Here is a 14,661-nt window from a genome sequence, read left to right on the forward strand (position 1 = left end):
TCTAGAATCCCGCATAGATCAGATCCACGGTCTGGTATCCCGCCCCGTAGGCTCCGAATACGATAATAAAAACAATCAATCCGTAATACACGCTCCACCGCCAGAAGGTGGGAATCTTCGGAAAACGCTCGAAGAGATCCGGCTTCTTTTCCAGCAGGTCGTCCACGATGAACACCAGAACGGTTCCCACAATGACCACGAACCAGTCCCCCGGATCCAGTTTCAGGCTCAGCATGGAGGTGGCCAGGTTGTCGCTGATGAACGGTCCCCGGAACATATTGCGGCACATGGACAGAAACTGCCCAAAGGATTCCGCCCGGAACAGCATCTCGCCCATGACGATGATCACCCAGGTGCGGACCATATGCCACTTCTGAATAATCGGGTTGTCATCGGACACGTGAATCAGCCGCCGCATTTTCTCGCCCAGCGGTTCCAATGCCACTTCCGCCAGCAGAATGATGAAATAGTACACTCCGTACAGGATGTACGGCCACTTCGGTCCGTGCCAAAGCCCGTTCAGCATCCACACCGGGAACAGCGCCATCGCGCTGGTGACCACCATGGTGATGTATTTTCCGCAATGTTTCCGTCCGTACTTTCCCCATTTCTTCACCAGCGAAGAAGTGGTGACCGGATAGAAAATATAGTTCTTGAACCAGCGTCCCAAGGTGATGTGCCATCTCCGCCAGAACTCCGCGGCGCTCTTAGCCTTGAAGGGCTGACGGAAATTCTCGGGCAGCTTCACCCCGAAAATCCGTGCCGATCCGATGACGATATCAATGGTACCGGAGAATTCCAGATACAGCTGAATGGTGGTAACCACCGCCGTCAACACGATCATGAATCCGCTGTAGTGCGCCTCCGGCCGATACAGCATCAGCACCGCCGTGTTCAATCGGTCCGAGACGATCATTCTTTTAAAAAGTCCCCAAATAATCCGGAAGCATCCCAGCCCCAGGTTCTCTCCCTGAATCGGTTCGCCGCTATACAGCGTGTCCTTCGTGTCGCTCCACTGAAGAATCGGACCTTCCATCACCGTCGGGAAGAAGATCAGGAACAGGAACAGCTTAAAGAAATTGGATTCCGCCTTCTCCCGCTTCCAGTACACGTCCAGCAAATAGCTCACCGCCTGCAGGGTATAGAACGAAATCCCGATGGGAACTAGAATCCGCCCCACGCTGAAATTTCCATTCCCGCCAAAATATCGAACCACCTGCATCGTCGTCTCCACGGTAAAAGCAGTATATTTCAGTGCCACCAGGATGCCCACGGTCCCCAGCAGTCCCAGCTGCAGAATCTTCCGGGATTTCTCCTTCAGAGCGTTTCGCCGTTCCTTCTCCGAACGGTCAATGGCTTTAATCTGAACCTGTGTGCGGTCAATCCATCCCGCAATGCTGTAGGTAATCCCGGCGGTCACCACCGCCCAAAGGATAAGCTGCCGGCTGATCAGCCAAAAAAATACCACGCTGGCCCCCAGCAGCACCCACCATCGCCGCTCCTTCTTCACCAGCTGGTACAGGAGTGCCACCGCCGGCAGGAAGATAAAATAGGAATTAACATTATATGCCATAGTATTTACCTTTCATTTTCAGTATCGGCATTATTATATCACGCTTGTATTAAGATTCTATTAAGATAGGGTTTTTCAATTCTTAAGATTTCTTAAGAATTCTTAAAGCTTGGATGATTTGTTCGCGAAACAAACGTTTCACACAAAAGGAAGCGGTGCCAAAGCCGGTTCTCACCGCTTTGGCACCGCCGCCATATTTCTTTATTTATAACCCTTTTCGCTTCAACATCCGCATGGAATTCAAAATACAAATTACAGCGACGCCCACGTCGGCGAACACGGCCCACCACATTCCGATAATGCCCAAAGCACCCAGAATCAAGAACAGAATCTTGATAAACAGTGCGAAAGCAATGTTCTGGTAAGCGATGCCCACCGTCTGCCGGGCAATTCGAATGGTGCGCGGGATTTTGCCGATATCGTCATCCATGATGACCACGTCCGCAGCTTCAATGGCCGCATCGGAACCCATGGAGCCCATGGCAATTCCAACATCCGCCCGGGAAAGCACCGGCGCGTCGTTGATTCCGTCCCCGATAAATGCCAGCTTCTTCTTGCCGTTGCTGCCGTCTTTCTTGTCGCCGGACATCCGTGCCAACAGTTCTTCCACTGCCTGCACCTTGTCCGCCGGCAGAAGCTCCGCCCGGAATTCATCCACGGACAGTTTCTCGGCAACCGCTTCCGCAATTCCCTTCCGGTCTCCGGTGAGCATCACGACGTGCCGGACGCCCTCCTGCTTCATCTCCCGAATTGCTTTTACCGCACTATCCTTAATCTCGTCGGAGATGAGAATGGCCCCTTGGAATTTGCCGTCCGCCGCCACGTAGACGACGGTGGACTCTCCGTCCTGAATCTCTCGGTAGTCGATTCCGTTCTCCTCCATCAGCCGTTTATTTCCCACGTAGACCGTGGAATCACCTACTTTCGCAATGAGGCCCTGACCGGAGATATTCCGCGCATCCCGTGCCAGCCCCGGCTCCAAAACTTCGGTGTACGCTGCCTGAATGGATTTGGCGATAGGATGGGTAGACAAGCTTTCCACGATGGCGGCGTTCCGAAGCATCGTTTCTTCCAAAACACCTTCCGCCGGAACCACTCGAGTCACGTGAAAAACGCCTTCCGTCAGTGTGCCGGTTTTGTCCGAAACCACCGTGTCCAAATGCGCCATCTGTTCTAAATAGTTGGAGCCCTTTACCAGCACGCCGATGTTCGACGCCGCTCCGATGCCGCCGAAGAAAGACAGGGGCACGGAAATGACCAAAGCGCACGGGCAGGAGATTACCAGGAAGGTGCAGGCACGCATCATCCAATTCATCCAGTTGCCCGTAAAAATAGGCGGAATGAGGGCCAGTATCACCGCACCGGCCACCACGATTGGCGTATAGTACCGAGCGAACCGGGTGATGAAATTCTCCGTCTTCGACTTCTTGGAGGACGCGTTTTCCACCAGCTCCAGAATCTGAGCCATGGTTGAATCCTCGTACTTTTTCTCCGCCCGAATCTTCAGGAGACCTTCGCCGTTAATACATCCGGAAATAATCTGATCTCCCGGAACCGCCGAACGCGGCACCGATTCTCCGGTAAGAGCCGATGTGTTCACCATGCTCTGACCCTCCAACACCGTGCCGTCCACCGGAATCTTCTCCCCGGCACGAATCACCAGGGTGTCCCCAATCTGCACTTCCTCCGGATCCACTTCCTCGATGGATCCATCGGCTCTCTCCACATTGGCAAAATCCGGGGCGATGTCCATCAGCTCCGTAATGGATCTTCTGGATTTCCCTACCGCGTAGCTCTGGAACCATTCACCCACCTGGTAGAACAGCATCACCGCAACCGCCTCGCTGTTTTCACCGGTCACAAAAGCGCCCACCGTCGCCAGGGTCATGAGAAAACACTCGTCCAGCAGCTGCCGGTTCTTTATGCCGAGAAAACATTTTTTTACCACGTCCCTACCGGCAATCAGATACGGAATTAAATACAGCACCAACTCGCCCCACCGGGTACCCAAAATCCCCGGAAAACCGCAGGTGTGCTCCACCACCATCAAAACCGCAAAGATGGATAAGCCAATCAGAATCTGCTTCAGTTGTCTTTTTAATCTCTTGCTCATACCCTCGTCCTCAGAATGATCTTCTATAAAAACAAACTACCGAATAACCTCACAGTCCGGCTCGACCTTGGCAATCACCTTGCAGGCTTCATCCAAAATCGCTTCGAAGGAGTCATCCTCCGCTTCCAGCGTCATCTTCTGGGTCATGAAATTGACCGATACCTCTTTAACACCGTCAATTTTGCGGATGGCATCCTCCATCTTTGCCGCGCAGTTTGCACAATCCACTTCATCCAACTTAAATTTCTTCTTCATGATAACCTCCTCGTTACTCTTCGATGTGATCTTTGCCCATTGCGATAATCGTACTTACGTGGTCGTCCGCCAGAGAATAGATCATGGACTTCCCCTCCCGGCGAGTGCAAAGAAGCTTGGCATTTCGAAGGATTTTCAGCTGATGAGAGACCGCCGATTGATTCATTTCCAGATCCTCGCAGATTTCCGACACGCTCTTCTCTCCCTGAGACAGGTCGACCAGTATCTTAATTCGTGTGGAATCCGCAAACATCTTGAACAGATCCGCCAAATCCATCAACTCATCCTCATTGATGCCTCCGATTCGGGCTCCCTTCTCTTCCTGATATTTTCGTTTCGTCATGTCTTCACTCCTTCAATACATATTATCGTTTGTTCATATGAGTATATTATCATATATTCATATTATGTCAATACCCTTTTTCATTTTGTGCCGCCGCCGCGCTTACCGGCACCGAAGGAATGGGATTCTCGCCGGCGATTAAGCGTTTTCCGCCGCCGCCCTGTGTGAACTTTTTGCTCCCCGAAACGAAGCCGTAAGCCTTTGCAGGCGGCGGGGAGCAAAGGCGGCGGCCGGCGAGCCGGCGATTAAGCGTTTTCCGCCGCCGCCCTCTGTGAACTTTGTGCTCCCCGAAACGAAACCGTAAGCCTTTGCGGGCGGCGGGGAGCAAAGGCGCCTGTCGGCGAGCCGGCGATAAGGCGTTTTCCGCCGCCGCCTTGTGTGGACTTTTTGCTCCCCGAAACGAAGCCGTATGCCTTTGCGGGCGGCGGAGAGCAAAGGCGGCGGCCGGCGAGCCGGCGATAAAGCGTTTTCCGCCGCCGCCCTCTGTGAACTTTTTGCTCCCCGAAACGGAGCCGTAAGCCTTTGCGGGCGGCGGGGAGCAAAGGCGACGGCCGGCACGCCAGCGATTAAGCGTTTTCCGCCGCCGCCCTGTGTGAAGATTTTGCTCCCCGAAACGAATCCGTAAGCCTTTGCGGGCGGCGGGGAGCAAAGTCCGCGGCCGGCACGCCGGCAATAGGACGATTTCCGCCGCCGCCCTCTGTGAAGATTTTGCTCCTCGAAACGAAGCCGTATGCCTTTGCGGGCGGCGGGGAGCAAAGTCCGCGGCCGGCACGCCGGCAATAGGACGATTTACGCCGCCGCCCTCTGTGAAGATTTTGCTCCCCGAAACGAAGCCGTATGCCTTTGCGGGCGGCGGGGAGCAAAGGCGCCTGTCGGCGAGCCGGCGATAAGGCGTTTTCCGCCGGTGCCCCGGCTTACACCCGGGACACGCTCAGATGAAAAGAGATGCACGAAAGAACCGCTCCGCCCTTCGTGCATCTCTTCTCATCATTGTAATTCCGGAAGGAAAGAATTGACGACGAACCCCCACATTTCCCTCCTTTCGTCGTCAATTCTAATCTTCTTCTCACGTCTGCTGCTCTAATCTGTATTCGGCCCACAAAAAATTGACGACAGACCCCCGCTCCTGAACCGTCTGTCGTCAATCTAATTGTTTTCTGTCCAAATAGCTCTAATACAAGTTCGGCAAAGATTCAAAACCGCTTCTTCCAACCCGAATTTCCTGCTTCCGAGATCTCATCCCATCCTCTCCTCCGGGCATTTAACTCTAATCCACCCGGCGGCCGCGGGGAAATTGACGACGGAACCTCGGGGGAGAGCGTTTCGTCGTCAATTTCTTCCGATTTCTTGAAATTTCTTGAAAGAGTCACAAATTAGAGGTTGTACGTACTATAGTGTACCCATAGAAGCGGACACTTTTACAAATTGAGCACCTTGAAGAAAGCCATTCAATTTGGACGCCCTCGTATGGTGGACAGCCGAAAAAGTAAGGATTTGAAGGGAGACCGATGCCAGTGCCAGCATCGGCACCCGGCGGCCGGAGAAATCCAAAAAAATAAAAAAGAGACCGCCGCACCATTGTGCAGCAGCCCCTTCTGATAGCTACTTTTCACTTAAGTATTCTTTAACAACCTTCGAGACGACAGCACCGTCTGCCTGGCCTTTCAGCTCTGCCATAGCGGCTTTCATCATCGGACCCATACTCTTCATCGAGCGGTCCAATCCGGATTCTTCACAAATTCGCTCCACAGCGGCGCGAACGGCTTCCTCCGACATTTCCTCCGGCAAATACTGCTTCAGAATATCGATTTCTGTTCTATAACTATCGAGTAAATCCTGTCTTCCTGCCTTTTCGAAATCAGCAATCGCGTCAGTACGCATCTTAAGCTGTTTCTTAATAATCGGAACGATGTCGGCATCCTCCAGGGTCACCTGCTGATCGATTTCATGTTGCTTAATCGCGGCACGAATCAGATTAACGGTTTCCTTCCGGGTGCTGTCATGCGCCTTCATCGCTTCCTTATAATCGGTAAGCAATTGTTCCTTAAGACCCATTGAATACCTCCTTTACCAGATTAATACTTTCTGGCTTTCTTTCTAGCAGCTTCGGATTTCTTCTTACGCTTTACGCTTGGCTTCTCGTAGTGCTCTCTCTTTCTGAGCTCAGACATAACGCCATCGCGAGCGCAAGATCTCTTAAATCTCTTAAGAGCGCTCTCTAAGCTTTCGTTTTCTCTAACGATAACCTGTGCCATATTCCGATTTCACCTCCTACCGTACTCAGAATGTAAATGGAACAGAATCGTCCATAACATTGTAATTGTATCATCATCAATCTATTTCTGCAAGTGATTTTTTAAAGAAATTTCACAACTCCTTAGAAAATACTTTCGACGATGTCTCCGGCCATCATCTTCCGGCGGGAATCCTCGTCCACTGCAAACTTATCCGCCGCCATGCCGTGAATCATCACGCCGTACAGCAAGCTGTTGTTCTCCGAATTGCCCTGAGCAATCAGGGATGCAATTACCCCGGAGAGCACATCCCCGGATCCCGCCGTCGCCAGACCGGAATTGCCGGTGACGTTCAGGTACAGCCGCTGAGTACCATCTTCCTTAATCAGGGAAACCAGCGACACGTCGGACTTCACCACCATGCTCACCCGGTATAGCTCCGAGAACTTCTTTGTAAAGCCGATTCGATTTTTTTCAATCACCTGGATGTCTTCTCCGCAGAGCCGCGCCATCTCACCCACGTGCGGCGTGATGATGCACGGGCATTTTCTTTTACGGAACGGCTTCAGATTCTTGGAAATCAGGTTCAGTGCACCCGCATCCAGCACCACCGGAGTCTCCTGTGCCAGGATTTCTTTGATAATCAGGCGTCCGGTTGCATCTTCCTTCATGCCCGGTCCCGCCAGGACCACGTCTACGCTTTCCACAAAATCATCCAGCGCTCCAATTACATCGTCCGTCTTGTACGGCACCACTACCGCTTCCGGGATGGATACATTGAAGAAACCGGTGAATTTGTTCGGGCAGAAAATCTTTACCAGCCCGCAGCCCGCTCTGTAGGAAGCTTTTGCCGAAAGCATCGCCGCCCCCATCATGCTACCCGGGCTCACCACGATTCCCACGGTTCCGTAGGTGCCCTTATGGGAAACCTCCGTTCTCGGAATCAGTGCCATATCCTTGGTTTTTCGGAAGAACTCCCGGTCGCACACGAAAATACGATCCGGAATATCCCGATATCCTCGTTTCGCCAGACCAATGTCTACTACTTTTACCTCGCCTGAAACCTTTCGTCCTTCGCAGAAGAACAGACCGGTCTTGTAATTTCCCATGGTTACGGTAAGGTCGGCCCGGAATACCGCGTTCATAATCTGACCAGTGGTGGCATTCAGTCCCGACGGAATGTCGATGGCCACTTTGTAGCCCTTCTTGGAATTCACATACTCCAGGAACTTCACAAAATTATTTCCGAAGCGGCGATTGAGTCCGGTTCCGAATATACCGTCCACCAGAACGTCGTATTCCGAACGCAGCGCCTTCAGGCTTTCCGCCGCATCTTCCGTTCCGTAGATTTTCAAATCCGGGAACATGGAGGAAATAATCCGAATCTGGCGCCGGAATTCTTTAGAAGTGCGGTTGGGATCTCCCACAAAATAGAGTGTGACGGAATAGCCCAAATGAAGGAGCCAGCGAGCAACGCACACTCCGTCTCCGCCGTTATTTCCCGGTCCGCACATAACCAGAACCCGCGTATTGGTATCCGGAAAGCGCTCCGTAATTTCGTTCACCACACCTCGGGATGCATTTTCCATCAGCACGGAACTTGGAACACCTTTGTCCATCGTGTATTCGTCCATGTATTTCATGGATTTTGCCGTTAATGCATACATATATCTACTCCTGCTTATACAGTTTTCTAACTAATTATACAGAATATATTATATCATTTTTGACATCATATGCAACTCGGGTTTTACCGAGAATCCTTGAAACCGTCACCGAATCAAGCTACAATATACGTACTGATTTTCATAAAAAAATACTTCAAGGGAGCGTTTATGTCCGTACAGATTACCGACGACGAAATCCGGCAGATTATTCTCCGGAGAAAGCAAAAAGAAAAAGAGCGAAAGAGAAGAAAGAAACGGATTGCTTTAGCCATCTGCCTGGTTTTCCTTGCCGGAATTCTGGGCTTTTCCTTCAGCACCGGCGGCGGCATCTTCACTTTGTTCCAGACCCGCGGCGTCATCTTTATCGATGCGGGACACGGCGGTGAGGATCCCGGCGCAGAGGCTTTGGGACGCAAGGAAAAGAATGACACCCTGGAGCTGGCCTTGAAGGTTCGGAAATACCTCCGGCGAAAACGCTTTAAAGTGGTGATGTCCCGAACGGATGACGTGAACGTGGACCGCCCGGAGCGAGCTGAGATGGCCAACGAGGCAGAAGCTAAGCTGATGGTTTCCCTCCACCGGAACCAGTCCGACGGAGAAGGTCAAGGTGTGGAGGCCTGGATTCACTCCGGAGGGAATTCCTCTGCCACCCTTCTGGCGGACAACATACTCCGCAATCTGGAGAAAGAAGGCTTTACCTACCGAAAAATCGGCACCGGCACATTACCGGATGCTTCTGACAATTATTCCGAGAATCGATACTCCTCCATGCCGTCCTGCATCATTGAGGTGGGATTCATTTCCAATGAATCCGATAACCAACGCTTTGACAGCAACCTGTCCGGCAATGCCAAGGCCATTGCCAACGGCATTGAAACCACCTACGAAACCCTTTACGAAAAGGACTCGGAAGAATAACTCCAATCGAAAACCCGGAAATCCACCGCATCTGCAATGGATTTCCGGGTCTGCTTTTATCTCTTCGCTACGTGCTCCGTATCGCAGTACTCACAGCGATACACTCTCCGCTCCGGATCCACCAGGCGGAACCGCTGCGGCACACCTCGTTCGATGGATGTGATGCATCTCGGATTCTTGCACTGAATGACGTTTGTCAGTCGTTCCGGCAACGCCATATGCTTCTTGTCCACCATCTTTCCGTCCTTCACGATATTCACCGTGATGTTCGGGTCCACATAACCCAGCACATCGAAGTCCAGATCAATGAGCTGATCGATTTTGATGATGTCCTTCTTGCCGTATTTTCCGCTCCGTGCGTTCTGAATCACCGCAACGGAACAATCCAGATTCTCCAGTTCCAGAAGTTGATAGATCAGCAGGGATTTGCCTGCCTGGATATGATCCAAAACAATTCCGGTGCTTACACCGTCAATATTCATCACATTTCCTCCTTCCATCTAAGCAGCGTTGCAATCAGAGCTTTCCGAACGTCTTTGCCGTTCCGAACCTGTTTGAAGTACACCGCTCTCGGATCCCGGTCCACATCCACGGAAATCTCGTTAATACGAGGCAGCGGATGCATTACGATCATCTTTTCCTTGGCCAATTTCATTTTAGCCCGGTCCAGAACGTAGGTATCTCTCAAACGAATGTAATCCTCTTCGTTGAAGAAACGCTCCTGCTGAACACGGGTCATGTAGAGAACATCCAGATCCGAAATCGCATCCTCCAGACTGGTGGTCTCCGTCCATTTTATGCCGGCTTCCGTCATACTTTCCTTGTTGTATTTCGGAAGCCTCAGCTCATCCGGCGAGATGAGAACGATTTCCACCCCTTCGAAACGAAGCAGGGCTTCAATCAGAGAGTGTACCGTCCGGCCGAACTTCAGGTCTCCGCAGAATCCGATTCGAATATTATCGATTCGGCCGAATTCCTTCCGAATGGTGAACAGGTCCGTCAGCGTCTGAGTCGGATGGAAGTGTCCGCCGTCACCCGCGTTGATGACCGGAACGCTGCAGGCATTGGATGCCACCAGCGCCGCACCTTCCTTCGGGTGTCTCATCGCAATGATGTCTGCGTAGCACTCGATAACCTTTACGGTATCGCTGACACTTTCGCCCTTGGACGCCGAGCTGCTGTTTGCCGAGGCGAAACCGATCACATTACCGCCCAGTTCCAGCATCGCCGATTCGAAACTCAGTCTCGTCCGGGTACTCGGTTCATAGAATAACGTAGCGATTTTCTTATGGGCGCATTCCTCGTAATACTTCTCCGGATGCGCAACCATGTCGTCTGCCAGATCCAGAATCTCGCCAACTTCTTCCTGGGTCAGGTCCGTAATGTTGATTAGATCTCTCTTAGCCATGAAATGATTCCCTCTCCTTCATCTGCCTGAATGTAACCTTCTTCTACCGCTGTGTCAATCATGGTCTCCACGCTGCACAGGCTGTATTTCTCCACATTCGCTTTCGCAAACTTCTCGTCTGCCTTTTTGGTGTTGTAGGTAAAAATACTGATTACGCCAAGGACATCTGCTCCGGCTTCTCTCAGAGCTTCTACGACCTCGATGGAGGAACCGCCGGTAGAAATCAGGTCTTCAATAACGACCACCTTATCTCCCTTTTCCAGCTTTCCTTCAATTCTATTGTTCCGGCCATGGGTTTTTGCGCTGCCGCGAACATAACCCATCGGCATATCCAGAATATGTGCGGCGATTGCAGCGTGAGCAATTCCGGCGGTGCTGGTTCCCATCAGCTTCTCGCATTCCGGATATTTTTCTTTTACCACTCTGGCCATCTCATTCTCTACGGTGTTCCGAACTTCCGGATCCGTCAGAATCAGACGGTTGTCGCAGTAGATCGGGCTCTTGATTCCGCTGGCCCAAGTGAAGGGTTCGTTCGGTCTCAGAAAAACAGCCTGAATCTTCAACAGACCTTTTGCAATTTCCTTACTCATTTCCCATGTCCTCCTTACATCTCGCATATGCAGCGACCGGGTCGGCTGCCTTTGTAATACTTCTTCCAATAACCAAATAGTCCGATCCCAAAGCTTTGGCCTTTGCCGGCGTTGCCACACGGCTCTGGTCTCCCTTGGCATCTCCTGCCAGACGAATTCCAGGTGTAATCGTCCGAAAATTGGAAGCCACCCGCTCATGAATCATCGGGGATTCCCAGGCGGAGCAAACTACTCCGTCCAGACCGGCTTTCCGAGCATTTTCTGCATAGTGAACCACCACGTCTTCCATCTCACCGTTCACCAGAAGTTCCTGATGCATCATCTCCTCATCGGTGGAGGTGAGCTGAGTTACGGCAATCAGCATCGGAATCTCCGAGCCGCCCCGCTCCTGAACGCCTTCCATCAGACCTTCTTTCGCGGCCTGCATCATCTTGATGCCGCCGGCGGCGTGAACGTTGGTCATATCCACACCCAGTCTCGCCAGTACTTTCATGGCGCTTTTCACGGTGTTCGGAATATCGTGAAGCTTCAGGTCCAGGAAAATCCGATGGCCCCGCTTCTTGATTTCTTCGATGATGGACGGACCTTCGCTGTAATACAGCTCCATGCCCACCTTTACAAATACCGGCTCTTGGAACCGATCCAAGAATTCCAGTGCTTTCTGTCCTGTTGGAAAATCCAACGCAATCATAATTGTTGGTGTCATCTCTATACTACTCCTCTGATTTCTTCCAGGTTACGGATACCCAGTTCCTTCATTCTTTTCGGCAGCGCATCGATGGTCTTCTGGCACGTCCACGGATCCACCAGATTGGCGGAACCGATTTCGATGCCCGTCGCGCCCGCCATAATCATTTCCAGCACATCGTCGGCACAGGAAATTCCGCCGATTCCGATAATCGGCAATTTGCATGCGTGGTACACTTCGTTCACCATGCGCATCGCAATCGGGCGAATCGCCGGACCGGACAGGCCGGCATACGTCTTGGACGTAATGGTCTTCCGAGTCTTCAAGTCAATCCGCATAGCCTTGAAGTTATTAATCAAGCTGATGCCGTCGGCACCGCCGCTTTCGCACGCCTTCGCAATCTCGGTGATGTCCAGCACATTTGGAGTCAGCTTCATAAAAATAGGTTTTTTTGTCACGTCCCGAACCGCCCGTGTAATCTCTTCCGACAGCTTCGGATTCGAACCGAAGGCGGAACCGCCGTGATCCACATTCGGACAGCTGATATTGATTTCCAGAATCTCCACCTGCTCTTCCCGGTCCACCTTCGCGGCAACCTCCCGGTACTCATCCACGCTGAAACCGCTGATATTCGCAACAATCGGTCCCCGGTAAATCTTCCGAAGCTCCGGCAGATCCACTTCCCGGAAATGCTCCAACCCCGGATTCTGAAGGCCGATGGAATTCAGCATTCCGCTGGTGCATTCCGCAATTCGCGGTAGCTCGTTTCCGTAGCGCGGTTCCTTCGTAATACTTTTGGTTACCAGGGCACCCAGCTTGTTCAGGTCAAAGACATCCTTGTATTCCTGACCGTAGCCAAAGGTTCCGCTGGCCGGCATCACCGGATTCTGCAGCCGAACACCGGCGAGTTCTATGCTCATATCTACAGGGTTTCCCATAGCAGCACCTCCTTATCAAATACCGGGCCTTCCTTGCACACCCGCTGGGATCCTACTTTTGTCTGAATCGAACAGCCCATGCAAGCGCCGAAGCCGCAGCCCATGCGCGCTTCCAAGCTGAACTGGCCCTTCCGAACCTTTCCGTCCAGCGCCTGAAGCATCTTCAGCGGTCCGCAGGCACAGGCGTAATCCAAAGTGTCGAAGGCATCGGTGACGAAGCCCTTCTGTCCGTAAGAACCATCCGCCGTCATCACCGTAATGTCGTCCGTAAAATTCTTAAATTCATCTACCAGGAAAACCTCGTTGGCCGTGTTAAAACCAAGGATCACCCGACATTTTTTTCCGGCAATGACCAGGCTCTTGGCCAGTCCCAGCATCGGCGGAATTCCGATACCGCCCCCAATCAAAGTGCATCCGTCCGGAATGGTGTCCACATCGTAACCGTTTCCCAGACCGGTGAGAGAGGAAATCTTCTCTCCCGGTTCCATCCGGCTCAACTTCTTCGTTCCGTCTCCAACCACCTTATAAATCAGAACGTAGCGATCGCTGTCGTAGGAGCTGACGGAAATCGGTCTCCGCAGGAATTTCTCCGGAACCTCCAGCATGGCGAACTGCCCCGGAGCCGTGAACGCGCACTCCGGCGTCTCCAGCGTCATTTTATAGATGCCGTCCGCCAGCATCTGGTTTTCCAAAATCGTGCTTTTATCTCTCTTCATATTCTATACCTCGTAGACAATCTTTCCGTTCCAGAAGGTCATCTGCGTCTTCCCGTATACCGTCCAGCCATCAAACGGCGTGCACTTGCCCATAGACAAGAACCGGCTGCTGTCCAGAACGTACGGGTTCTCCAGATCCATCACTACGTAATCGTCGCCCATCGGAAGTCCGAAGCGTTTCCGCGGTACGATTGCCATCATTTCCACCAGACGCTCCAAAGTCATCACCCCCGGACGCACCAGTCCGGTGTACAGAACCGGGAACGCGCATTCCAATCCGGTGATTCCGTTCAGGCTCTTTTCAAAACCCTTGGTCTTCTCTTCCGCACTGTGGGGTGCGTGATCCGTCGCAATCATATCCACCGTGCCGTCCAGCGCACCTTCAATCATGGCTTTCCGGTCTTCCGGATCCTTGATCGGCGGGTTCATCTTGAAACGGCCGCCGGCCTCCGAATTCTCCGCAATGCCCTTTCGCACATCTTCGGTATCCAGCACCAGGTAGTGGGGAGCGGTTTCGCAGGTGACGTTCACGCCGCTTTTCTTCGCATCCCGAATCACTTCCACGCTTTCCTTGCAGGAAATATGGCATACGTGGTATCCGCAGCCGGTTTCGTCCGCCAGCTTCAGATCTCGCTCAATCTGCCGCCATTCGCTTTCCCGCACTTTACCTTCCCGAAGAAGGGATTCATCTTCGCAATGTGCCACAATCAGCTTGTTCAGGCTCTTTGCCACGTTCATGGCCTCCCGCATCAAGCCGTCATCCTGCACGCCCTTGCCGTCATCGGAAAAGGCCAGCACGTGATTCGCCATACCTTCCATATCCGAAAGAGTTCCGGTACCGGACTGATCCTTGGTAATGGTACCGTATGGGATTACTTGAATCACCGCATCCCGATCGATGATTTCCTGCTGCACCCGGAGAGAGTCCATATCGCAAGGTGCCGGCTTCAGGTTCGGCATGGTGCCCACCACCGTGTATCCGCCTCTGGCTCCGGCCAAGCTTCCCTGCCGGATGGTCTCCTTGTATCCGAATCCCGGTTCTCTGAAATGGACATGCACATCACAGAAAGATGGCAAAATAAAAGAGTTATCGAGTTCGATAACTCTCTTTTCGTCACAATCATTCATATTGGTAACATCGCTAATTTCAAAAGAACCGTTATCCGTCAGTGCTCCGTCTTTATACAGTTTTCCGCCTCTGAGTACTGTCTTCATGTT

General features: G+C 52.2%; 15 protein-coding genes. 1 reads left to right on the forward strand and 14 read right to left on the reverse strand.

Annotated features, from left to right (window positions below):
- Position 1: 1 nt before the first annotated feature.
- The 7 genes from PUE40_RS05400 to PUE40_RS05430 form a co-directional block, all read right to left on the reverse strand.
- Positions 2 to 1,573 carry an MBOAT family O-acyltransferase gene (locus PUE40_RS05400; protein ID WP_277672130.1) on the reverse strand — a complete coding sequence of 524 codons (1,572 nt, stop codon included), beginning with the start codon at positions 1,571 to 1,573 and terminating at the stop codon, positions 2 to 4.
- Positions 1,574 to 1,778: 205 nt separating this feature from the next.
- Positions 1,779 to 3,686: a heavy metal translocating P-type ATPase gene (locus PUE40_RS05405; RefSeq protein ID WP_277672131.1), complete on the reverse strand. Its 1,908-nt coding sequence runs from the start codon at positions 3,684 to 3,686 to the stop codon at positions 1,779 to 1,781.
- A 36-nt stretch (positions 3,687 to 3,722) separates the two neighbouring features.
- Positions 3,723 to 3,941, reverse strand: coding sequence for a cation transporter (locus PUE40_RS05410; protein ID WP_154554192.1), 219 nt, complete (start codon positions 3,939 to 3,941; stop codon positions 3,723 to 3,725).
- A 13-nt stretch (positions 3,942 to 3,954) separates the two neighbouring features.
- Positions 3,955 to 4,284: an ArsR/SmtB family transcription factor gene (locus PUE40_RS05415; protein ID WP_277672132.1), complete on the reverse strand. Its 330-nt coding sequence runs from the start codon at positions 4,282 to 4,284 to the stop codon at positions 3,955 to 3,957.
- Positions 4,285 to 5,886: 1,602 nt separating this feature from the next.
- Complete coding sequence (locus PUE40_RS05420; RefSeq protein WP_277672133.1) at positions 5,887 to 6,339, reverse strand: GatB/YqeY domain-containing protein; 453 nt, start codon at positions 6,337 to 6,339, stop codon at positions 5,887 to 5,889.
- A 20-nt stretch (positions 6,340 to 6,359) separates the two neighbouring features.
- The gene (gene rpsU / locus PUE40_RS05425) at positions 6,360 to 6,539 is read right to left on the reverse strand and encodes a 30S ribosomal protein S21 (RefSeq protein ID WP_092088778.1); all 180 of its coding nucleotides are present in this window, start codon (positions 6,537 to 6,539) and stop codon (positions 6,360 to 6,362) included.
- A gap of 122 nt (positions 6,540 to 6,661) precedes the next feature.
- Complete coding sequence (locus PUE40_RS05430; RefSeq protein WP_154554195.1) at positions 6,662 to 8,185, reverse strand: NAD(P)H-hydrate dehydratase; 1,524 nt, start codon at positions 8,183 to 8,185, stop codon at positions 6,662 to 6,664.
- A gap of 168 nt (positions 8,186 to 8,353) precedes the next feature.
- Between PUE40_RS05430 and PUE40_RS05435 the strand changes: the two genes are divergently transcribed.
- Positions 8,354 to 9,103 (forward strand): N-acetylmuramoyl-L-alanine amidase family protein, encoded by a 750-nt coding sequence (locus PUE40_RS05435; RefSeq protein WP_154554242.1) that lies wholly within the window; start codon positions 8,354 to 8,356, stop codon positions 9,101 to 9,103.
- A 56-nt stretch (positions 9,104 to 9,159) separates the two neighbouring features.
- On the opposite strand, the gene PUE40_RS05440 is transcribed toward PUE40_RS05435, so the two are convergent.
- From PUE40_RS05440 to PUE40_RS05470, 7 genes are read right to left on the reverse strand one after another with little or no spacing between them, the layout of a single operon-like run.
- On the reverse strand, positions 9,160 to 9,585 hold the full coding sequence (locus PUE40_RS05440; RefSeq protein WP_154554243.1) for an aspartate carbamoyltransferase regulatory subunit: 426 nt from the start codon (positions 9,583 to 9,585) through the stop codon (positions 9,160 to 9,162).
- Complete coding sequence (gene pyrB / locus PUE40_RS05445) at positions 9,585 to 10,511, reverse strand: aspartate carbamoyltransferase (protein WP_277672134.1); 927 nt, start codon at positions 10,509 to 10,511, stop codon at positions 9,585 to 9,587. The genes PUE40_RS05440 and pyrB overlap by 1 nt, the downstream gene beginning before the upstream one ends.
- On the reverse strand, positions 10,493 to 11,101 hold the full coding sequence (pyrE, locus tag PUE40_RS05450) for an orotate phosphoribosyltransferase (RefSeq protein ID WP_277672135.1): 609 nt from the start codon (positions 11,099 to 11,101) through the stop codon (positions 10,493 to 10,495). Before pyrE ends, pyrB begins: the two co-directional genes overlap by 19 nt.
- Positions 11,094 to 11,807, reverse strand: coding sequence for an orotidine-5'-phosphate decarboxylase (pyrF, locus tag PUE40_RS05455; protein ID WP_154554246.1), 714 nt, complete (start codon positions 11,805 to 11,807; stop codon positions 11,094 to 11,096). The genes pyrE and pyrF overlap by 8 nt, the downstream gene beginning before the upstream one ends.
- A gap of 2 nt (positions 11,808 to 11,809) precedes the next feature.
- On the reverse strand, positions 11,810 to 12,727 hold the full coding sequence (locus tag PUE40_RS05460; protein ID WP_154554247.1) for a dihydroorotate dehydrogenase: 918 nt from the start codon (positions 12,725 to 12,727) through the stop codon (positions 11,810 to 11,812).
- Positions 12,712 to 13,443: a dihydroorotate dehydrogenase electron transfer subunit gene (locus PUE40_RS05465; protein WP_154554248.1), complete on the reverse strand. Its 732-nt coding sequence runs from the start codon at positions 13,441 to 13,443 to the stop codon at positions 12,712 to 12,714. Before PUE40_RS05465 ends, PUE40_RS05460 begins: the two co-directional genes overlap by 16 nt.
- Before the next feature lie 3 nt (positions 13,444 to 13,446).
- Complete coding sequence (locus PUE40_RS05470; RefSeq protein ID WP_154554249.1) at positions 13,447 to 14,658, reverse strand: dihydroorotase; 1,212 nt, start codon at positions 14,656 to 14,658, stop codon at positions 13,447 to 13,449.
- Positions 14,659 to 14,661 lie beyond the last annotated feature (3 nt).

Source organism: Mogibacterium kristiansenii (genome assembly GCF_029224645.1).
Taxonomy (GTDB): domain Bacteria; phylum Bacillota; class Clostridia; order Peptostreptococcales; family Anaerovoracaceae; genus Mogibacterium_A; species Mogibacterium_A kristiansenii.